The organism is Amycolatopsis sp. La24 (genome assembly GCF_029087445.1).
GTDB lineage: Bacteria > Actinomycetota > Actinomycetes > Mycobacteriales > Pseudonocardiaceae > Amycolatopsis > Amycolatopsis nivea.
Map to the genome: position 1 here is coordinate 18,001 of NZ_JARACH010000073.1, position 20,322 is coordinate 38,322.

The 20,322-nt window shown below is 69.7% G+C and carries 19 protein-coding genes and 1 riboswitch; of the genes, 12 read left to right on the plus strand and 7 right to left on the minus strand.

Annotated elements, in window-relative coordinates; translation table 11 throughout:
* Positions 1–94 precede the first annotated feature (94 nt).
* Positions 95–3,577, plus strand: a complete 3,483-nt coding sequence (locus PUT80_RS40175; protein WP_275295272.1) for an ATP-binding protein — start codon at positions 95–97, stop codon at positions 3,575–3,577.
* Positions 3,578–3,581: 4 nt separating this feature from the next.
* Here the strand turns inward: PUT80_RS40175 and PUT80_RS40180 are convergent, their stop codons facing one another.
* Positions 3,582–5,156, minus strand: a complete 1,575-nt coding sequence (locus tag PUT80_RS40180; protein WP_275295273.1) for a succinic semialdehyde dehydrogenase — start codon at positions 5,154–5,156, stop codon at positions 3,582–3,584.
* A 16-nt stretch (positions 5,157–5,172) separates the two neighbouring features.
* Complete coding sequence (locus PUT80_RS40185) at positions 5,173–6,801, minus strand: GMC family oxidoreductase N-terminal domain-containing protein (protein ID WP_275295274.1); 1,629 nt, start codon at positions 6,799–6,801, stop codon at positions 5,173–5,175.
* Between the two features lie 180 nt (positions 6,802–6,981).
* Here PUT80_RS40185 and PUT80_RS40190 point away from each other — a divergent pair, with 180 nt between their 5' ends.
* The 7 genes from PUT80_RS40190 to PUT80_RS40220 all read left to right on the plus strand — a co-directional run bounded on the left by PUT80_RS40190 (position 6,982) and on the right by PUT80_RS40220 (position 12,477).
* Positions 6,982–7,170, plus strand: a complete 189-nt coding sequence (locus tag PUT80_RS40190; protein WP_275295275.1) for a hypothetical protein — start codon at positions 6,982–6,984, stop codon at positions 7,168–7,170.
* Between the two features lie 138 nt (positions 7,171–7,308).
* Positions 7,309–7,364, plus strand: a riboswitch (cobalamin riboswitch).
* Positions 7,365–7,420: 56 nt separating this feature from the next.
* Complete coding sequence (locus PUT80_RS40195; protein WP_009077103.1) at positions 7,421–7,630, plus strand: CbtB-domain containing protein; 210 nt, start codon at positions 7,421–7,423, stop codon at positions 7,628–7,630.
* A 25-nt stretch (positions 7,631–7,655) separates the two neighbouring features.
* Positions 7,656–8,495, plus strand: coding sequence for a CbtA family protein (locus PUT80_RS40200; RefSeq protein WP_037820127.1), 840 nt, complete (start codon positions 7,656–7,658; stop codon positions 8,493–8,495).
* Positions 8,492–9,157: a (2Fe-2S)-binding protein gene (locus tag PUT80_RS40205; RefSeq protein WP_275295276.1), complete on the plus strand. Its 666-nt coding sequence runs from the start codon at positions 8,492–8,494 to the stop codon at positions 9,155–9,157. The genes PUT80_RS40200 and PUT80_RS40205 overlap by 4 nt, the downstream gene beginning before the upstream one ends.
* 89 nt (positions 9,158–9,246) lie before the next feature.
* The gene (locus PUT80_RS40210; protein ID WP_037820131.1) at positions 9,247–9,447 is read left to right on the plus strand and encodes a hypothetical protein; all 201 of its coding nucleotides are present in this window, start codon (positions 9,247–9,249) and stop codon (positions 9,445–9,447) included.
* Positions 9,448–9,558: 111 nt separating this feature from the next.
* Positions 9,559–10,020 carry a nuclear transport factor 2 family protein gene (locus PUT80_RS40215; protein ID WP_275295277.1) on the plus strand — a complete coding sequence of 154 codons (462 nt, stop codon included), beginning with the start codon at positions 9,559–9,561 and terminating at the stop codon, positions 10,018–10,020.
* Positions 10,021–10,104: 84 nt separating this feature from the next.
* Positions 10,105–12,477 (plus strand): HAD-IC family P-type ATPase, encoded by a 2,373-nt coding sequence (locus PUT80_RS40220; protein ID WP_238607039.1) that lies wholly within the window; start codon positions 10,105–10,107, stop codon positions 12,475–12,477.
* A 2-nt stretch (positions 12,478–12,479) separates the two neighbouring features.
* Here the strand turns inward: PUT80_RS40220 and PUT80_RS40225 are convergent, their stop codons facing one another.
* From PUT80_RS40225 to PUT80_RS40235, 3 genes are all read right to left on the minus strand, one after another.
* Positions 12,480–14,309 carry a DUF4236 domain-containing protein gene (locus PUT80_RS40225; protein WP_275295278.1) on the minus strand — a complete coding sequence of 610 codons (1,830 nt, stop codon included), beginning with the start codon at positions 14,307–14,309 and terminating at the stop codon, positions 12,480–12,482.
* 58 nt (positions 14,310–14,367) lie between these two features.
* Positions 14,368–14,637 (minus strand): DUF1918 domain-containing protein, encoded by a 270-nt coding sequence (locus PUT80_RS40230; protein WP_275295279.1) that lies wholly within the window; start codon positions 14,635–14,637, stop codon positions 14,368–14,370.
* A 138-nt stretch (positions 14,638–14,775) separates the two neighbouring features.
* Entirely contained in the window at positions 14,776–15,315 is a 540-nt protein-coding gene (locus PUT80_RS40235) for a MarR family transcriptional regulator (RefSeq protein WP_275295280.1), read from the minus strand.
* 116 nt (positions 15,316–15,431) lie between these two features.
* Here PUT80_RS40235 and PUT80_RS40240 point away from each other — a divergent pair, with 116 nt between their 5' ends.
* Genes PUT80_RS40240 through PUT80_RS40255 form a run of 4 tightly spaced genes read left to right on the plus strand, consistent with a single transcriptional unit; the run spans position 15,432 to position 19,067 of the window.
* Positions 15,432–16,352, plus strand: a complete 921-nt coding sequence (locus PUT80_RS40240; RefSeq protein ID WP_275295281.1) for an ABC transporter substrate-binding protein — start codon at positions 15,432–15,434, stop codon at positions 16,350–16,352.
* A gap of 31 nt (positions 16,353–16,383) precedes the next feature.
* Positions 16,384–17,352: an aldo/keto reductase gene (locus tag PUT80_RS40245; protein ID WP_275295282.1), complete on the plus strand. Its 969-nt coding sequence runs from the start codon at positions 16,384–16,386 to the stop codon at positions 17,350–17,352.
* 57 nt (positions 17,353–17,409) lie between these two features.
* Positions 17,410–18,303, plus strand: coding sequence for an amino acid ABC transporter permease (locus PUT80_RS40250; RefSeq protein WP_275295283.1), 894 nt, complete (start codon positions 17,410–17,412; stop codon positions 18,301–18,303).
* Positions 18,300–19,067, plus strand: a complete 768-nt coding sequence (locus PUT80_RS40255; protein ID WP_134736045.1) for an amino acid ABC transporter ATP-binding protein — start codon at positions 18,300–18,302, stop codon at positions 19,065–19,067. Before PUT80_RS40250 ends, PUT80_RS40255 begins: the two co-directional genes overlap by 4 nt.
* Before the next feature lie 28 nt (positions 19,068–19,095).
* Here the strand turns inward: PUT80_RS40255 and PUT80_RS40260 are convergent, their stop codons facing one another.
* Both PUT80_RS40260 and PUT80_RS40265 read right to left on the minus strand, forming a co-directional pair.
* Positions 19,096–19,833: an alpha/beta hydrolase gene (locus PUT80_RS40260; protein WP_051729799.1), complete on the minus strand. Its 738-nt coding sequence runs from the start codon at positions 19,831–19,833 to the stop codon at positions 19,096–19,098.
* The gene (locus tag PUT80_RS40265; protein ID WP_037820151.1) at positions 19,830–20,255 is read right to left on the minus strand and encodes a nuclear transport factor 2 family protein; all 426 of its coding nucleotides are present in this window, start codon (positions 20,253–20,255) and stop codon (positions 19,830–19,832) included. The genes PUT80_RS40260 and PUT80_RS40265 overlap by 4 nt, the downstream gene beginning before the upstream one ends.
* Positions 20,256–20,322: the final 67 nt, after the last annotated feature.

The following is a 20,322-nucleotide window of genomic DNA, read 5'->3' on the forward strand; positions in this document are numbered from 1 at the left end:
CGGCGAGTTGGAATATTCCACGGAATGGCCGCCGGAAAAGCAGATGATCGTCGCGGGTACAGTCGCGTCCGGGCAAGGGAACGAGGGGGTCTTGGTGGGCGACGGCGCTCGCGCGGCGGAAATCGTGCGATTCTGGCGGATGGTCGAAATGTTCACTCCGCAGGACGTGCCGAAGAAACCGAACACCCGGCCGGGCGCCGACAGCGATCAGGTGGTGTTCGACCTTTCTCCGCGCGGCCTGGCGCCCTGGGAAGAAGGCCATCCGGTGTGGCGCCTTCCGGTGCGACCCCGGACGACCTGGCAGTTCGCCGTGTACGGCGGCTTGTACGAACTGTCGGCGGTCCGGGACGAGCTCGTGCGGGTTCTGGGTCGCGACGCCAAGGAACCGGACGGGCGGCTCGACGGGAACACCGCGCTGCTGGCGTTCACCGTGGACGACAAGGGCTGCCTGGTGGAGAACTCCGCGACCTTGTCCGCCTGCGCATGGGCCGTCGGCCGCACGCGCTCGCCGGGGCCGGGCGCGCGGAACTGGCTGGACGGATTCGAGGCGGAGGAACGCGAGTTCGCCAGGCAGCTGGACCGGTTGGTCCCGCCGTCGGCGAAGACCGCTCCGCCGGAGGACGACGACCGTGCCGAGACGGGCGGATCGATGATGGGCAAGGTCGCGCGGGCCGCCGGGGACCACGTCAAGAACGCCGCGGCCGAAGCGTGGAAGACGGGGGCGAAATCCACCGGGACCGCGGTGACGACGGTGGCTGCCGCAGCGGTGGGTTCGGTCGCCGGCCCCGTCATCGGCGGGATCGCCGGCAGCGTCGCCGGCGCGTTCGCGGAGAAGCTGCTGACCCCGCGCACGCGAGAGAAGGCAGCGGAGAAGCAGCCGTCCGGCTCCGCGGCGGAGGAGCCGCCCCCGGAAGAGGAGGACGGCTGGCCGCGGCTCACCGCGGCCGATGTGCACCGGCTGGTGTCTTCGCTGGCAGGAGAGCTCGGTCTCGCCGCGTTGCGGCCGTCCGGGGTCCGCGTGAAGTGCGTCCGGGTGCCGGTCCGGGAGTCGGCCGAGGCGGGCGAGCAGAACTTCCTCAACAGCTTCATCGCGAAGGATCTGGGCAGGATCGAACAAGAGCTGCGAAGCGGGAACGCTGGCCCAGGTCTCCTGCGGTACCTGACCGCGCCGCACGCCCTTCCCGTCGCCGACCGGGTCGACGTGCGGGCAAGCCCGGACGCGGTCGTAGCGGGCGTGACCCCCGGCAGCATTCCGCCCGGCCGGTGGCCGACCGACGTCGGAAAGCCCCTCGTGCTGAGCCAGCAGTTCGCGGTCGACCGGATTTTCGCCGAACTCGCCGACAGCAGCGGGCTGTTCGCGGTGAACGGCCCGCCGGGGACCGGGAAGACGACGATGCTGCGCGACGTGCTCGCGGGCATCGTCGTCCGCCGGGCCGAACGGCTCGCCGCGCTGCACCACCCGGTCGACGCCTTCGCCGGGCAGGTCGGCAGCGTCGCCCTGAATGCGAAGCACACTGCTTACGTGTACCGCCCGCGGCCCGAACTGACCGGGTTCGAGGTGGTGCTCGCCACCGCGAACAACGGCGCGGCGGAGAACGTCACTGCCGAAATTCCCGGGGTCAAGGCTGTGGGCGGAGCCGCGGCCGAAGCACTGGACGCGGACTACTTCGCCGACCTCGCGTCGCACGTCCTCGACGCCCCGGCGTGGGGACTGATGGCCGCGACGCTCGGCAGCATGAAGAACCGGAACCGGTTCGCCAGCCGGTTCTGGTGGGGAGACGGCCAGAGCCGGCCGGAACCTGCCGGGCAGAACGGCTCGCCGGAGCAGGCGAAGAAGAAGCTCTCCGGAATGCTGCACATCCTCCAGCAGGCGCAACGGAAACCCGAAACGGCCGCGGACTGGGCCCGCGCGGTCAAGCGGTTCAAGGACGCTCTGGCCGACGTTCGGCGGCTCGCTGCGGAACGACAGGCAGTCGCCGACGCCGTGGCCGCGCATCCCGGATGCCGGGCCGCCCGCGACACGGCGGCGGACCAGGTCGTCGCGGCGGCTCGCCGGGGCGAGCACGCGCGAGGTCAGGTCACCACGGCGGAACGGGCGCTGGAGCAGGCCCGGAAGGTGTTCGCGGACGAGGACGAGGAGTCCAAGCACCACGCGCTCAGCCGGCCCGGCTTCTGGATCCAGCTGTCCACCTGGTTCAGAGCGGGCCGCGAGTGGGCGAGCCTCGCTGACGAGCTTCGGGGCCGTCGCGCGGCAGCGAAACAGGGGTGCGAACAGGCGTACCGGGTCGCGGCCGGCTGGCAAGCGGAGCTGGCTGCCGCCACCGCGGCCTGGCAGCAGGCGGTGCAGGTGAGGGACGCGGCCGAGCGGACGTTCGCCGATGTGTGCGCGCGCATCGAGCAAGGCCGCCGGCGCTGGCCGGGGAACGTGCCGTTCCCGCTGGATTTCGACAGCGACGACGAGTTCCAGGGCTGCGCGCCCTGGGCCGACGCCGAGTTCACCGCGGCGCGCAGCCGCCTGTTTCTCGAAGCGTTGCGGCTGCACAAAAGGTTCGTGCTCGGAGCCGAACCGCGACTGCGCGACAACCTGGCCGCGATCGAGGCGTACCTGAAGGGGCGGGTCAAGCCCGAGCCCGCCGTTCTGCTCGCGGCGTGGCAGGCGTTGTTCATGGTCGTGCCGGTAGTGTCGACCACCTTCTCGTCCCTGCCGCGGCTGTTCGCGGGACTCGGCCGGGAATCGCTGGGCTGGCTGTTCATCGACGAGGCGGGACAGGCGACGCAGCAGGAAGTCGTCGGCGGGATCTGGCGGGCCCGGCGGTCGGTGATCGTGGGCGATCCGCGGCAGCTCGAGCCGATCGTGTCGCTGCCGTCGTCAGCGCAGGAGGTCCTTCGCCGGCATTGCCAGGTGGACGAGCAGTGGTTGCCGGACGCCGCGTCGGCGCAGCAGATCGCCGACCGGATGGCACGGTACGGCACCGCGCTCGCGGACTCGGACGGCAGCGGCGCCGCCTGGGTGGGCGCGCCGCTGCGAGTGCATCGCCGGTGCGACCGGCCGATGTTCGAGATTTCCAACGACATCGCCTACGGCGGGACCCTCATGGTGTACGGGACCCGTCACGAGGGAGAGTTCCCAGGGCGGAACGGGTGGATCCACGTGCAGTCCGGCGCGTCGGAAGAGCACTGGCTGCCCGCCGAAGGCGAGGCGCTCGCCGACCTGCTCCGGCAGCTCCGGCGGGACGGCGTCCAGGCTCAGGACATCCGGGTGGCCAGCCCGTTCCGAGCGGTCGTGCGCGGTTCGCGCGGAATCGGCCGCGACGTGCTGGGCGAGGAGTTCGCCAAGACGAACGTCGGCACCGTGCACACCATGCAGGGCAAGGAATCCGACGTGGTGATTCTCGTGCTCGGCACCCCGGACCACCGGGAGCGGGCGCGAGCATGGGCCGCGGAGAAACCGAACCTGCTCAACGTCGCCGTTTCGCGGGCGAAGCGCCGGCTGTATGTGATCGGCAACCGTGAGAACTGGCGCAGCCAGCCGTACTTCAGCGTGCTCGCCGACCGGATACCGGTTCTCGAAGAATGACCGGCTACCGGATCCTGAGCCGCCGCATCATCTTCAGTCCGGAGAGCATTCCTTCCACGTACTTCTCGTATTTCTGCCCCGGCCGCGGGCTCATCACCGGCTTCTTCAACACCGCCAGGTTCTGCACGTCGGTGTACTTCAACAGCCCCTGATCCCCGTGCCGGGCACCGACTCCGGATGTCTTCACGCCGCCGGACGGAGTCCCCTTGGCGGCGTACGCCGTCGCCAGGCTGTCGTTCACGTTGACGTTGCCCGTCTCCAACCGGGCCGCCACCGCGGAAGCTGCGCGAAGGTCCTTGCCCCACACCGAAGCGTTCAGCCCGTAATCGGTGTCATTGGCCAATTCGACGGCCTCGTCCACCGTCCGGTACCGATGCAAGGCCACCACCGGGCCGAATGTTTCGGTGACGCCGCACAGCATGTCCTTCGTGACGCCTTCCAGAATGGTCGGCTCGAAGAACGCCGGGCCGAGATCCGGCCGGGGACGGCCGCCGCACAGGACGGTGGCTCCCTTTTCTACCGCATCGTCCACATGGGACTTGACCCGGTTCATGTGGTCCACCGAAACCAGCGAACCCATTTCCGGGCCGAAATCGTAAGCCGCCCGTACGTCGAGCGAAGAAGCCTTGGCGACAAAGGCTTCCTTGAATTCCTCGTAGCGCGACTCCGGCAGGTAGATCCGCTCGATGTGCATGCAGATCTGCCCGGTGTTCCCGAACGCGCCGAACACCGCGCCCGGAACCGCGTCCGCGAAATCGGCGTCCGGGAGCACGATCATCGGGTTCTTGCCGCCGAGTTCGAGACAGCAGCCGATCAGGTTCCGGCCGGCCTGCTCGCCGATCACCTTCCCGGTGGCGGTGGAGCCGGTGAACATGACGTAGTTCGCCTGGTCGATGAGCGTCGGGCCGACGTCCGGGCCCTCGCCGCACACGACCTGGAACAGGCCCCGCGGCAGCCCGGCTTCTTCGAGCAGTTGCACCCCGTACAGCGGCGAAAGCGCGGTCTTGTTGTCCGGCTTCAAGACCACCGCGTTGCCCGCCATAAGCGCCGGAATAGCGTCGGAAATGCCAGTGGCGAAAGGGAAATTCCACGGCGCGATGATCCCGACCACGCCCTTGGGCACCCGGATCTCGGTCGAGGACGACACGAGCGGCACCGGTCCGCCGCGCCGTGTCGGAGCCAGGAGTTTAGGCGCGCGCCGCAGATAATGGCTCATGATCATCGGCGGATCGCACGTTTCCTCGATCGCCATCCGCCGGTTCTTTCCGCTTTCGACCTGGATCAAGTCGGCGATCGTGCGTGCGCGGTCGATGAACAGCGCATGCGCGCGCCGGAACACCGCGAGCCGTTGTTTGAGCGGCGTCGCGGCCCATTTCTTCTGCGCCGTCCGCGCGGTGGCGAACGCCTGCTCGATGTCCGAGGGCGTCGATTGCGGCAGGTCCACCAGGACGTCGCTGGTGTAGACCTCGGTGAGCGGCCACACCGCGCCGCCCGAACCCGGCACGCGCGCGACGAGCCCGCGGAGGAATTCATCGGTCGCCGAAGCCGGGCGGGTGGGCCGGACCGGGGTGAGGGTCATGGGTCTCGCGCTCCCGTCAGTTGCCGGAAAGGACCAGCTGCGCGCCCATTTCGCCGATCATGATGCAGGGCGCGTTGGTGTTGCCGCCGGTGATCGACGGCATGATCGAGGCGTCGCAGACCCGCAGCCCGTCGACCCCGCGCACCTTGAGGTCGGGCCCGACGACGGCCAGGTCGTCCACGCCCATCCGGCAGGTGCCGACGCCGTGGTAGACCGACGTCGCGCGGTTGAGGATCGCGTCGCGCAGTTCCTGGCCGCGCAGCTGCTTGCCGGGGTGGATCTCCTCGTTGACCGAGCCCTTGAACGCCTTCGAAGCGAAGATCTCGCGCACCATCTCGGATCCCTCGCCGAGCACCTCGAGGTCGGCCGGGTCGGAGAGGTACTGCGGGTCGATCAGCGGCGCAGCGGCCGGATCCGCCGAGGCGAGCCGGATCGTGCCGCGGCTCTTCGGATAGATCAGCGTGGTGAGCACGGTCAGCGCCGGCCGCTTGTCGACCGGATGCCGGACCGGCGCGTCCTGGTTCGGCGACACGTACGCCCACGGCAGCAGGTGCAGCTGCAGGTCCGGGACGTCCGCGGCCTGCGACGTCTTGAGGAACGCGAGCGCCTCGAACACCGAGTTCGCCAGGAACGTCGAACCCGGCTTGAGCAGCTCGCGGGCCATCCCGCGGGCGAAATACGGTGCGGTGCCCTTGTTCTTGCACGAGGACACCTGGAATGTCAGCGCGTGGAACATGTGGTCGTGCAGGTTGTCGCCGACCGGCAGATCGGCGAGCACGTCGATGCCGTGCTCCTTGAGGTGCTCGGCGTGCCCGATCCCGGACAGCATCAGCAGCTGCGGCGACCCGACGAACCCGGCGGCGAGGATGACCTCCTTGCCCGCCCGGACCGTGCGGCGCGTGCCGTTGGCGTCGGTCACCTCGACGCCGGTCGCGCGGCCCTTCTCGATCACCACTTTCCGCACGAACACCCGGGATTGGATCTCGAGCGTCCGGGGCGCGAGGTGGTGCAGGTAGCCGCGCGAGGCGCTGTAGCGCAGGCCGTCGGCAGCGTTCTGCTGCATCCGGCTGACGCCCTCCTGCGATTCGCCGTTGTAGTCGTCGATGATGTCGCAGCCGATCGCGTCGGCCGTCGCGTCGAGGAACTGCAGCGTGCCTTCCTGCGGGATCTTGTTGCGGGTGATCTTGATCGGCCCGCCCGCGCCGCGGAAGGCGTTCTCGCCGTCCTCGAAGTCCTCCATGCGCTTGTACGCGGCGTTGACGCTGTCGGCGTCCCAGCCGGTGTTGCCCTCGGCCGCCCAGGAGTCGAAATTCGCCCGGTTGCCGCGGACGTAGACCATCCCGTTGACGGAACTGGAGCCGCCGAGCACCTTCCCGCGCGGCACCGGCATGCGCCGATCGAGAACATGTTTCTGCGGCACCGAGTTGAAGCCCCAGTCGCTCATTTTCTTCAGCTGGGGCACCGCGTGCAACGGGGCGACCAACCCCGGTTTGCGCAACAGCAGCTGCTCGTCGCTCTTGCCCGCTTCGAGCACGATCACGCTGGCCCCGGACTCCGCGAGCCGCCCGGCGACGGCAGCCCCCGAGCTGCCCGACCCGACGACCACGTAGTCGGCTTCGCTCTTCCGGGCCACCCTGGCTGCCATGTCCGCTCCTCGTCCCGCGCCCCGCCGAAACTATAACCTGTTCTAGTTCAGGCACGGTATAGCTTTCCCGCCGACCGCGCAACGCCTCGCGCGCGGACCTGATTGACTTGCCCCCATGGGGACCGAGGAAGCGAACCGCCGCATCGACGCCGCGCTCGCCGCCGGGGAGACGACGCTGGATTGCCGCTGACGGAAGTCCCGCGGCGGGTGGCGGACATCGGCGGTCTCGAGAAGCCGGAGGCCGACCGGGGCCGGCTCGTCGAGCTGCCGTGCTCGCTGGCCGGTCTCGGGCTCGCCGAATTGTTCGCCGACGGCAGCCGGCTGGCGGAGCTGCCTGCCTCGCCGGCGCGATGCCTGGACCCCGCGTGAGCGGCCTTGCTCCGTTCGGTGCGACCCCGCGCACACTGGCTGTGCAAACCAGGCGATAGCGGACACTCCGGACGCTCGGGCGATTGACGACCGGCGGGACACCGCCGTACGGTGCTTCTCGCGCGACGGCTTCCCGAAGCCGGTGAGATTCCGGCACGGTCGCGCCACTGTGTGCCCATCCCGGGCGAGTCAGGTCGAGGAGCCGTCGTCAGGTCCACCCGCAAGGGACGCGTCATCCCGAAGGAGAGCCATGGCCACCATTCCGGCCGACCGGTCCACCCCGGTCGTTCTGCCCGTGTCGAAAGCCGCGCTGCTGCTCGGCGCCACCATCGTCGGCGCGCTGCTGCTGTACTACTTCATCGGCGTCGACCAGGGCGCGGTCTCGATCTTCGGCAGCGACACGCACGTGCACGAGTTCGTCCACGACGCGCGGCACTTCCTCGGCTTCCCCTGCCACTGACGCGCCCGGAACGGACAACCGAACAATGCAGAACAAGCTGATTCTGCGCGGCCTCCTCGCCGGAGCGCTGGGCGGATTGCTGGCGTTCGTCTTCGCCCGGATCTTCGCCGAACCGCTGACCCAGGCGGCCATCGACTACGAATCCGGCCGCGACGAGGCGCAGATGGCGCTCGACAAGGCCGCCGGGATGCCGACCGAGCACGAGGGGCACGAGATCTTCAGCCGTGCCGTGCAGGGCAACCTCGGCATCGGGCTCGGCATGGTGCTCTTCGGCGTTGCGATGGGCCTGCTGTTCGCGGTGACGTACACCGTGCTGCTGGGCCGCGTCGGCCGGATCCGCGCGCGGGTGCTGGCGGTGCTCGTCGCCGGGGCCGGATTCCTGTCGCTGTACCTCGTGCCGTTCCTGAAATACCCGGCCAACCCGCCGGCGATCGGGCACGAAGCGACCATCGGCGCGCGCACCGGGCTGTACCTGACGATGGTCGTCGCGTCGGTGATCTTCCTGGTCGCGGCCGTCGTCGCGGGCAAGCGGCTCGCCCCGAAGCTGGGCAACTGGAACGCGACGCTCGTCGCGGGCGCCGGGTTCGTGGTGCTGTGCGCGCTGCTGATGGCGGTGCTGCCCTCGCTGGGTTCGCTCGCGAGCAACGTCGCCGAGTACGGCCCGCAGACCAGCGAAACCCCGCTGCCGCTCAAGGGTCCCGACGGCCAGATCGTGTACCCCGGGTTTCCCGCCGACACGCTCGTCGGGTTCCGGCTGTACTCGGTGCTGGCGCAGGTCATCCTGTGGGGGACCATCGCGCTCGTGTTCGGCCCGCTCGCCGAACGCGTGCTCGACCGCGGGCGCGCGGTTACCGTCGAGGCGTGAACCCGCTGACCGGACTGGGCCCGTTCTTCGCTGTCGACACGCATTCGGCCGAGGAACCGGCGGAGCCGTGGCGTCCGTTGTCCGAGGTTCTGGACGACGGCCCGGTGCTGCGCGAACGCGTCGCGCAGAACCGGGCCGTGCTCGGCGGCGATTTCGTGGAACTGCGGGTCGCGGCGTCGATCGCGCATCTCGGGCTGGCGGCGCGGATCCTCTCGCCCGCGCTGGGTCTTGCTGTTGGTGCAGGAGCGGTGCCGGACTACTCGACGGCGTGGTGGCAGCCGAAGCTCGGTGGTGCCTTTCCGTTGTCGTTGAAGGAAAACCTGCCGGTTGAGTCCGATGTGGTCAGTGCCTTCGCATCGCGGGTCTTGCGCGGTCCGTTGGCACGGTTGGACAAAGCGATGGCGCAGTTCTCGCTGGCGCGGAACGTCCGACGGGGGAACGTGGCGTCGGCGCTGAACGGGGCGGTGACGGTGCTGCGGTCCGAGCGTCCGGAGTGGACTGACCGGGTTGCCGGAATTGTCGCCGCGCTGGAGGAATTGCCGGAACTTTCCGGTACCGCGACTCGGGAGAACGGCCGATTCCGTCGCCGCAGCTGCTGTCTTTTCTATCGGGCGGCCCCGGACCGCGACGGCCCGAAATGCGGGGATTGCGTGCTGGTCTGAACTGCGCCGAATGCCGAAAACCTCCCGGTGACCCTGCAATCGAGACCTGAGCGAGGAACACTCGGGGACGAGAGCATCGGGAGGCCGTTATGCGCAGGTATCGCAACTACTGGACCTACAGCGTCGGCCTGCTCGTCGCGTGGGGGCTCGTCTTCCTGCTCACCGGCCTGCTCCGCGGCGGACACGAGGTGCAGCTGGTGCTGCCGGTGTTCGGCGGCTTCTGCATCGGCTGGGTCAGCACGACCATCGCGCGGTACGTCTACCCGCCGCCGAAGCAGTGGCTGAGCTGAACCGTCTCCCGGTCTCCGGGACGCGTGCCGCCGCTATGCCGTCGTGGTCCATAAGCTCGGCCCGGTGTTCTTCTCCTTCATCGCACTGACCGGTCGTTCGAGGAAACGCGGGTGATCCCCGTGGCGGAGTGGATCGCGCTGCACGATCTCGTGCACCGTTACGCCGCGCGCGTCGACGAGCGGGATTTCGCGGGCGTCGCCCAGCTGTTCGGCGACGACGGAGTGCTCGTCCTGCCGAATCCGCCGCGCGACTTCGGTCCGGTCCGGGAACATCGCGGTCCCGAAGGCGTGGTTGCCGCCCTGTCCGTCCTTGAGGAGGTGTCCCTGACCGCGCACAGCATCACCGGCGTCGTCTTCGACCCCGGCGACCATCCCGCCGCCGCGCGTGGACGGGTCACCTGCGTCGCCCATCACGTCAGCCCGCGCGACGGCCGATTCGCCGACGCGGTGTGGCATCTCCACTACCTCGACCGCTACGCGAAAACCGGCGGCGAATGGCGGTTCGCGCGGCGCGAGGTGCACCTCGATCTCATCGGAACCCGGGAGGTCCGCGCGACCCGCCTCGGCCGGTGAGCTGCGCCGAGTCACCCGAACGGGCGGACCCGCCAGGGGCGGCGACGTGACGGTTTTGCCCGGAAACTGCGTAAGGTCGAAGCCATGCCAGGGGACGACGGCCTGCTCACGCAGGACAGCACGCGCGGGCTCACCGCGGCCGAGGTGGCCGAGCGGGTCGCCGAGGGACGGACCAACGACGTGCCCTCGCGCACGAGCCGCAGCGCGTGGGAGATCGTCCGGTCGAATGTCTTCACCCGGATCAATGCGATCTTCGCGGTGCTCGCGGTCATCATCTTCTCCACCGGCTACCTGCTGGACGGGCTGTTCGCCGGGGTGATCGTGGCGAACAGCGTCGTCGGCATCGTGCAGGAGCTGCGCGCCAAGCGGACGCTCGACCGGCTCGCGATCGTCGGCCAGGTGCGCCCGCGCGTGCGCCGCGACGGGGTCAGCGGCGAGCTGGCCCCGGAGGAGGTCGTGGCCGACGACGTGATCGAGGTCGGCGCGGGCGACCAGGTCGTGGTCGACGGCGAGGTGCTGTCCGCGGACGCGCTCGAGGTCGACGAATCGCTGCTCACCGGCGAGTCGGACCCGGTGGTGAAGCGCGCGGGCGACCCGGTCATGTCCGGCAGTTTCGTGGTGGCCGGGAACGGCGCGTACCGGGCGACGAAGGTCGGCTCGGAAGCGTACGCGGCGAAGCTCGCCGAGGAGGCGGGCCGGTTCACCCTGGTCGATTCGGAGCTGCGGAACGGGATCAACAAGATCCTGAAGGTCATCACGTACCTGCTGGTCCCGGCGGGCGCGCTGTCGATCTACAACCAGCTCTCCGGTTCGCAGCAGCTGCCCGACGCGCTGCGCGGGATGGTCGCGGCGCTCGTCCCGATGGTGCCCGAGGGGCTGATCCTGCTGACGTCGGTCGCGTTCGCGGTCGGCGTGATCCGGCTGGGGCGGCGGCAGTGCCTGGTCAACGAGCTGCCCGCGATCGAGGGCCTCGCCCGCGTCGACGTCGTCTGCGCGGACAAGACCGGCACGCTCACCGAGAACACGATGCGGCTGTCCGAACTGCGGCGGCTGCGGGAAGCGGGCGAGGCTCCCGAGACGGTGCTGGCCGCGCTCGCCGCAGCCGACCCGCGGCCGAACGCCAGCCTGGTCGCGATCGCCGAGGGCTGCCCGTCCGCGCCGGACTGGACGCCGACCGCCGTGGTGCCGTTCTCGTCGGCGCGGAAGTGGAGCGGCGCGGCGTTCGGCGAGCACGGCGACTGGGTGCTCGGCGCGCCGGACGTGCTGCTGCCGGCCGAGTCGGAGGAACGCGCGGAAGCGGAACGGATCGGCGCGCAGGGCCTGCGGGTGCTGCTGCTCGGCAGGGCCGCGAACGCCGTCGACGCGCCGGACGGGCCGGGCAAGGTCACGCCGGTGGCGCTGGCCGTACTGGAACAGAAGATCCGCGGCGACGCTCGCGAGACGCTGGACTACTTCGCCGCCCAAGGCGTTGCGGTGAAACTGATTTCGGGCGACAACGCGGTGTCGGTCGGCGGCGTGGCCCGCGCGCTGGCCCTGCCCGGCGGCGAGGCTCCGGTCGACGCGCGGACGCTGTCCGAAGACCCCGGGAAGTTGGCTTCGCAGCTCGAAGAGACCGCGGTGTTCGGCCGCGCGACCCCGGCACAGAAGCGGTCGATGGTCGCCGCGTTGCAGGCTCGCGGGCATACCGTCGCGATGACCGGCGACGGGGTCAACGATGTGCTCGCCTTGAAGGATGCCGATGTCGGCGTCGCGATGGGCGCGGGCAGCCCGGCGACGCGGTCCGTTGCGCAGATTGTCTTGCTGGACAACGCTTTCGCGACCCTGCCGCATGTCGTCGGCGAGGGTCGCCGGGTGATCGGGAACATCGAACGCGTCGCGAATCTGTTCCTCACCAAGACGGTGTACTCGGTGCTTCTGGCGTTGATCGTCGGCGTGCCCGGGCTGATCGGGCAGGACGCGATGCCGTATCCGTTCCTGCCCCGGCATGTCACGATCGTCGGCTGGTTCACGATCGGGCTGCCCGCGTTCGTGTTGTCGCTGGCTCCCAACAACGACCGCGCGCGCCCCGGCTTCGTCGGCCGCGTGCTGCGAATGGCAATTCCAGCCGGGGTGGTGATCGGGGCGGCGTCGTTCGTGTCGTACATCCTGGTGCATCCGGGGCATGCGACCACTAACGCCGCGCAGGTGCAGGCGAGCACTACGGCGTTGATGACGCTGATGGCGTTGGCATTGTGGGTGCTGGCAGTGGTCGCGCGGCCGTACACGTGGTGGAAGGCGGCGCTGGTCGCGACCATGGCGGTGGTTTCGGCGTTGATGTTCCTGCTGCCGTGGACCCGGGAGATTTTCCAGCTGGATCCGAGCAACACCAGGTACACGCTGACGGCAGTGGGCTGCGCGGCGGTGGGGCTGGTGTTGATCGAGGTCGGGCGGTGGATCGGGAACCGGGTGGGGAAATAGCCTCAGCGCGGGGCAGGGTCGGTCTTCGGGAGCCGGAGGTCGATCTGAAATCCGCGGTCGCCGCTGGTGATGAACGCTTCGCACCGCGGGACGCCAGTGACGAGGTGCCGATAGCGAGCGCTCATCGCCGCGGTCAGTTCGCCGACGCGCTGACCGTCGAGCCGGACCTCGATCGCGTAGGAACCCTTGTGCTTGCCACTGGACACAGTGGACGGTGCGAGCTCGGCGGCGACGATTGTGCGCAGCACGCCGGAATGGTAGTGCCGCAAGGTTTTCTGATGGTTTTCCTCCTTGGTGACGGTGACCGTCCGCTCCGGTGCCAGAAGATCGGCCTCGGCGAGCAGATTGGTGATCTCCAGCGCGTCCGGGCCCGCGAGGTGCAGGTACATCCCGTAGCGGCGGCCGTTTCCGCCGCCGGTGATCCGCGCCGGGCAGGTGCCGGCGAAGCCGCTTTTGCCGAGCGCACGGAGAGCGGGCTGGTAACTGCGGGCGTCCGAACGGGACAGATAGCCGACGGTTTCCGTTCCTCCGGGGTGGATCGCGTCGACGCGGACGGCGTGGAGATCGTGCGGGTTCTGCGGTTCCGGCACGAGAAGCGCGACGGCCGGGAGGTGCTGGTCGAAGCCGTCACCGGCGGCGATCCCCCTCGCCGCCCGCTGCAGCGCGGGCTGGTAATGCGCTTCGCCGACGATCGCGATTCGTCCGTCCGCAGACAGCCGCCGCCGGATCAGCGGGGCGGCCGGCGCGTCCTGGATCCGACCCGATTTGGGCCGTGCCGCAGGCGGTGCGACCACCACCGGCGGTGCGACGGGCGCGGTCATCGCCCGCAACGATCGCGCCAGCGCCGAGCTGGCTCGCGGCGTCGAGAAGTCGAAGGTCGCGCGATAGCCGTTCGGCCCCGAAAGCCGCACCGATCCGTATTCGAGGACGGGGAGCCGCCGGTTGTTCTTGTAGCGCCGGTCCGGCCCGCCCTTGACGTTGACGTACTGCCAGGTGTGCCCGACGACGCGGGCATCGCCGGGCACCGAACCGCTCTCGATGAACCGCTGGACGTCCGCCTCGATCCGCAGCTCTCCGTACTGGACGTCGGCGTACTGCTTGCCTTCGCGCAGCAGAACCCGGTCGGGCAGGAAATAGACCGCCCGATGGCTCGTGGCGAGCGACGGGACGGCGATGTTCGCGGACAGCTGCGGCGGGCCGCCGATGCCGCGGTCCAGCGAGTGCCGCTTGACCAGCGCGGACGCTCCGGCGTTCACCTTGTGCTGACGCGTCGTCGACAACGCCCCCGACGCGACGACGTGCCACGCCCGCCGCGCCTCCCGCACCGGTCCGAAGGCGTCGACCAGTCCCTGGAACCGCTGCGCCTCCTCGGCGTCCTGCACGTCGTAGAACACCACAACGGTCCGCCGGATCCGGTCCTTGAAGAAAACCCACACCGTGAGCGGCACCCCGGCCAGCAGTGTCCACAGCGACGCGCCCGCCAGCGCGAGCGCGAGCACCAGGACCCACGGCCACCATCGCATCGACCGTGCCGCGGCATTGAGCTGGCCGACGAACTCGCTCGAATCGGCGGCCGCCATTTCGAGGGTGGTCGCGCCGGTGATATCGGCCATGACGACGTCGCTCGCGGGCAGCAGCGGCGGTGCGCTCGGAGCCGTTGACCGGGTCGTCGTCCGATAACTGACCAGCCCGCCGCCGAGAGTGACGTAAGCACCGCGCGGACCGGTGCCGACGCGGAACCCGGGCACGCCGACGGACGCGCCGAGCCCGGCCCGCGACATGCTTACCCGCAGCGGACCGACCTTGACCCTCGTACGCAGATAGAACGACATAGGCGACCTTCGACGGACGGCATTTGCCCGCTCTGGATCGCCGTGCGTGCGCCGGTTGTTACGTGCCGCTCGGGAGATGGTGCTGCAACGCGCCCAGCCCCTCGACCCGCTCCCGGGCCTGTTCGTCCTGCGCGGCCATCTCCGCGTCGGTCAGCACGATCGCGTCCGGGCCCGGGAAGACCGTCGATTCGTGGTCCGCGCCCTGCCAGCGGACGGTGAACGGCGGCCCTCCGTCGGGCGAGCCCACCGCCACGATGCGGCCCCGGTGCTCCGGCACGTCCACGTGGATTCCCTTCACGACCAGCCAGTCTCCGCGCTGTGCGTGCATGGTTCCTCCTCAGAACGACGTCGTCGTCCGCAGCGATACCTCGTCGCGCTGGGCGTGAAACCTCGGAGTAGTCCGATCAGGGGTAAGCAAGTGACTCGCGGGGGTCGGTTCGGCTCAGACGCTTGAGGAGTTCCGCCGTCACGCCCGCCGCTGCACGTCCTTGGTCTGCATCAACTTCGTCAGCAACCCGACCAGCTGACCCCGTTCCTCGGCCGTCAGCGTTGCCGCCCAATGCTGCTCTCCCGCGTTGTAGGCCGCGAAGCAGCGGGCGAACGTTTTCTGCCCCTCCGGGGTCAGGTGCAACAGCACCGTCCGCCGGTCTTCCCGCGACGGTTCCTTCCCGACCAGGCCGTTCGAGGCGAGGTTCTCCACCGCGGCTGACACGGCCGCGCGGCTCATGCCCGACAGGGCCGCCACCCGGCGCAGTTCCAGCGGGCCGGACGCCGACAGAACCAGCAGCAGCCGCAGACCGGTGCTGCTCAGCTGCGCCGATTCGTTCAGCTTGATCTCGCCGAGCCGGGCGTGCAGGTCGTAAGACAGCAGGTCGGCGGCCCGGTGCAGGGTCATCACCAGGCGCATCGCGTCCGGGTCGACCTCGGGCAGGGTTTCGCTCACCGAGCGGACCGCGTGGTCGACGAAGGTCCAGTAATCCGGTTCGGCGGCTTCGGGCTCCCTCACGCCTCTCGATCATGCCAGGTTCCGCGAGATTGTCAAAGGTTGAACGTCAAAGCCTTGACAATGTTCCGGAGCGGCTTCTAGCGTTCCCGGCGTCCGAGAGAGCAATGGAGGTCTCGATGCGACACCGAACCCGAGGGCGCGTCGCCGCCGCGTGCGCGGCACTCGTGGCGTTGAGCGGGTGTGCCGCTCCGCAGGAGCCCGCACCGGAAGGCGCGCAGAAGAAAGGGGCCGGCGCGGAGGCCGCGGTCCAGGTCGACGCCGGTCTCAGCGCGCTGGTGCCGCAGCGGTACCGGGACAAGAAGACGATCACCGTCGCGACCAGCGCGAGCGTTCCGCCACTCGCTTTCGTCGACAGCAAGAACGACATCGAGATCACCGGCGTGGTGGTCGACCTGACGAAGGCGTGGACGAAGCTGCTCGGACTGGACGTGCAGGTCGTGCGGACCGAGGGCGGCAACGTGATGCCGGGAGTCCTTTCCGGACGGTTCGACGCCGTGATGTCGGTGGGGGACTTCAAATCCCGGCAGGGCACGATGGATTTCGTCGACTTCCTGCGCGGCGGCACCGCGCTCATGGTCCGTTCCGGAAACCCGCACGGCGTCAAGGGAATCGACGATCTGTGCGGCCGGTCGCTGGCCATCGGGCGCGGGTCGATCGAGGAGACCGACGCGCAGCGGGTCAGCAAGGAGTGCGTCGGCAAGGGCAAGCCCGCGGTGAACATCAACGCCTTCGCCGACGGGCAGGCGATGGTGCTGGCCCTGCAGAGCGACCGCGTCGAAACGGCGTGGAACGACATCGCGCCGGCGAACTACCTGATCAAACAGAATCCCGGCCAGTTCGAGCTGACCGGCGACGGCGTGCACTGGCTCGCGCCGTACGCGGCCGGGTTCCGCAAGGACGACCAGCAGTTGCGCGACGCAGCGCAGCGTGCGCTGCAGAAGCTCGTCGAGGACGGCGCCTACCGCAAGATCCTCGACGAATGGGGGCAGGGCTCGATCGCCGTCGACCGGATCGCGGTCAACGGTTCCCGGTTCTGAGCCGCCCGGTCCACCGAAGAAGGAGAAACGCATGGATTACCGCCGCATCGGCCGCGAGGGACCCGAGGTTTCCGCGCTGTCGCTCGGGTCGTGGAACACCTACAGCCGGATGACGTTCGAGGCGGGCGTCGCGCTCGTCCGGCGCGCGTTCGACCTCGGCATCGATTTCCTCGACGTCGCCTATTACCGCGACAAACCGCATACCGAGGTGCTGCTCGGCCGGATCCTCGACGTCGTCGGGAAACCGCGCGAGGACTACGCGATCGCCGAAAAGGTGTGGTACTTCGACTATCCGCGCCAGCCGTTGGCCGAACAGCTCGACGAGTCCCTGGTCCGGCTCGGCACCGAGTACGTCGACGTCATCATCACCGAGCACCCCCGGCCGGGGATGGACGTCCCGGCGATCGCCGAGGAGCTCGCCGGGCTGGTCACCAGCGGCCGGGCCCGCAGCTGGGGCGCGCTGAACTGGTCGGCCGCCGATCTCAGCACCGCCTGCGACCACGCCGCGGCGAAGGGGATTCCGACGCCGCAGCTGGTCCAGCTCAAGTACAGCGTCGCCCGGCGGTCCGTCGTGGACAGCGCGGAGTACCAGAAGCTGTTCGCCGACACCGGGATCTCGCTGCACGCCTCCGACACGATGGAGGGCGGGATCCTCGCCGGGAACCTCGACCCCGGCCGCAAGATCGGCATCGACACCGGCGGCATCCGCGAGCGGATCAAGGAACTCGTGCCGCGGCTGCGGGAGATCGCGGCCTCGTTCGACGCGAGCCCGTCGCAGCTCGCGCTCGCGTTCTGCCTGGCGCAGCCGGCGACGGCGTCGGTGCTGTTCGGGTCCACCCGGATCGCGCAGATCGAGGACAACGTCCGCGCGGTCGAGCTGGCGGGCGAACGCGGCGCGGAGATCGTGGCCGCGCTGGCCGGGCTCGGCGTCGCGGGGCACGAGAACGACGCGCCCTATCCGCACACCGAACGGACGCTCGGCGAGTTCGTCACCGTCTGACCCTTCGGCGGCCGTCCCCGCGACGGCCGCCGCCCGGGCTGTCCCGAAGGAGTCCTCATGTCGATCCCCACCTCCACCCGCGCGCCGGTCGAGGCCCCGGCGGGCGTCCGGTTCGCCCGGCGGCGGCAGCCCGCGCGCTGGCTCACCGCGGGCGTCGCGCTCGTGCTGGCCGCGATGTTCGCGCATTTCCTGATCACCAATCCGCGCTGGGACTGGCGGCTCGTCGGGGGCTACCTGTTCTCGGCCGACATCCTGCGCGGCCTGCTGAACACGGTGCTGCTGACCCTGATCAGCAGCGCGGCCGGGCTGGTCGTGGGCGTCGTCGTCGCGCTGATGCGGCTGTCCGGAGACCCGGTCCTGCGCTGGGTCGCGACCGCCTACATCTGGTTCATCCGCGCCATCCCGGCGCTGGTGCTGCTCCTGCTGATCTTCTTCCTCGGCGCGCTGCTGCCGAAACTGTCGCTGGGCATCCCGTTCGGCCCGGAGTTCCTCAGCGTGCCGACGAACCGGCTGATCTCGCAGTTCTCCGCGGCGGTCGTCGGGCTCGCGCTGGTGCTCGGGGCGTACAGCGCGGAGATCTTCCGCGCCGGGATCCTGTCCGTGCCGGCGGGACAGCTGGAAGCCGCGACCGCACTCGCGATGACCGGGCGGCAGCGACTGCGGAGAGTCGTTCTGCCGCAAGCGATCCGCGTGATCATCCCGCCGCTGAGCAACGAACTCGTCACCATGTTCAAGAACACCTCGCTGGTGTCGGTGGTCGGCTACACCGAACTGCTCACCACTGTGCAGCTCATCTACGGCCGCACCTACCAGACGATTCCGCTGCTGCTGGTCGCCTGCCTGTGGTACCTCGTGCTGACCAGCCTCGCGATGATCGGCCAGCGCTACCTCGAACGCCGTTTCGGCCGCGGGTTCACCGCGGGCCGCCTGGGCAAGGAGAACTCGCGATGACGTTCCTGCGGCTGTCCGGCGTGCGCAAGAACTTCGGTCCGCTCGAGGTGCTGCGCGGCGTGGACCTCGACGTCGGCCAGGGCGAGGTGGTGTGCCTGATCGGCCCGTCCGGCTCGGGCAAGAGCACGCTGCTGCGCTGCGTCAACCACCTGGAGACGGTGGACGGCGGCGAGATCCGGCTCGAAGACGAGCTGATCGGCTACACGCGCAAAGGCGACACGTACTACCCGCTCAGCGACCGTGCCGCCGCTCGCCAGCGTCGTCGGTTCGGAATGGTGTTCCAGGGCTTTCACCTGTTCCCGCACCTGACCGTGCTGGAGAACATCCTGGAAGCGCCCACCCGGGTCCTGCGCCGGCCGCGCAGTGCGTGCACCGAGCAGGCGCACGAGCTGCTGGCGTCGGTCGGATTGGCGGAGAAGCACGCGGCGTATCCGCGCGAGTTGTCCGGCGGGCAGCAGCAGCGCGTCGCGATCGCGCGGGCGCTGGCGATGGAGCCGGACGTGATGCTGTTCGACGAGCCGACGTCCGCGCTCGATCCGGAGCTGGTCGGCGAAGTCCTCGGCGTCATGCGGCGGCTCGCGGAACGGACGATGACGATGATCGTGGTGACCCACGAGATCGGCTTCGCCCGGCAGGTGTCGGACCGCGTGGCGGTGATGGACGGCGGGACGATAGTCGAACTCGGCACGCCGGAGGAGGTTTTGGGAGCGCCGAAACACCGGACGACGCAGGCGTTCGTGCGGTCGCTGGGGGAGCGGGCCTGAGGGAGGGCCGGGCCGGCCCTCCCTCGTCTCAACGGCTCAGGTGAGCCAGGAACTCGTCGTTGAACCGTTGCCCGATCCGCTGCACCGCGTGCGGGCTGCCGGGGAACAGCACCCGCTTCGCGGGCAATGTTTCCGCCAGGGCGTCGGCGACTGCCTCGAATCCCGGAGTGCCGCCGCCGGTCACCACGAGTTTCGGGAACGACGCGCGGGCCAGCGCCTCCGCGGGGACACCCGTTTCCCAAGGCCGTTCCGTCATCAGATTGCGGGCGGCCTCCAGCAACGGGGGCGGAAGCGGCGACGGCAACGGCAGATCGACGTTCAACACCCGCAGGAACCGGGCCACGAACGTCGCCGGCTCGCTGTCTTCGGCAGCCGCCCAGCAGTTTCGAAGGGCGTCGGCGAGCCGGTCGGCGGCGGGGCGGCCGGCGCCGTTCGGCAGCGCGGGCGGTTCGACCACGGTCAGCGACCAGACTTTGCCCGGCGCGAGCGCGGCGGCTCGCATGGCCACCACTCCGCCCATCGACGTGCCGAGCAGGTGCGCTCCGTCGCCCAGGAGTTCGGCGACGTCGGCGGCGTCGCGGTCCGGGTCGATCCGGTCGGTCGGCGGGCTGGGCCGGTATCCCCGGCGGTACGGCGCGATGATCCGGAACCGGTCGGCAAGCACCTTTTGCTCGCTGAACGCGGCGGCGGCCGAATTCAGGCTGCCGTGCACCATCACGATCGGCGGGCCGGATTCTCCCCACCGTTCGACAGCCAAGCCGGTCATCGCGCGGCCGCCTCGGCCCGGGCGAAGACGCCGCGGTCGATGTCGAGGCGGCGGGATTCGAAACGCCAGCCGTCGGCGGTGCGGACCACGACGTCCTGGTAGACGCCGGTCGCGATGACGAACGGCGGTGCTTCGACCTGCAGTTTGGCGACCAGGCAGGTGACGGTCGCGCGGTCGGCTTCGCCGGTGACGACGTAGTTCGTCAGCAGGTGGCGGGCGCCGTCCTCCTTGCCCGCCGCGATGTGGCCCTTGATGAACTCGACCCGCTCGGCGCGGCCGGTGAAGGTGCCGTAGGTGGAAACGAACTGCCCGTCCGGGATCCAGGCATCGACCCACCCGTCGACGTCGTGGTTGTCGAGGGCGCGCATCTGGGCGTTCGAGAGCTCGACGATCGCGAGCTTGTCCTCAGTGGATAGTGGCATGACGGCGTTCTCCTCTGGCAGCGCGGATTTGCGTTGGGCAGAGTCTGCGCGGCCCGCCGTGCCGGGA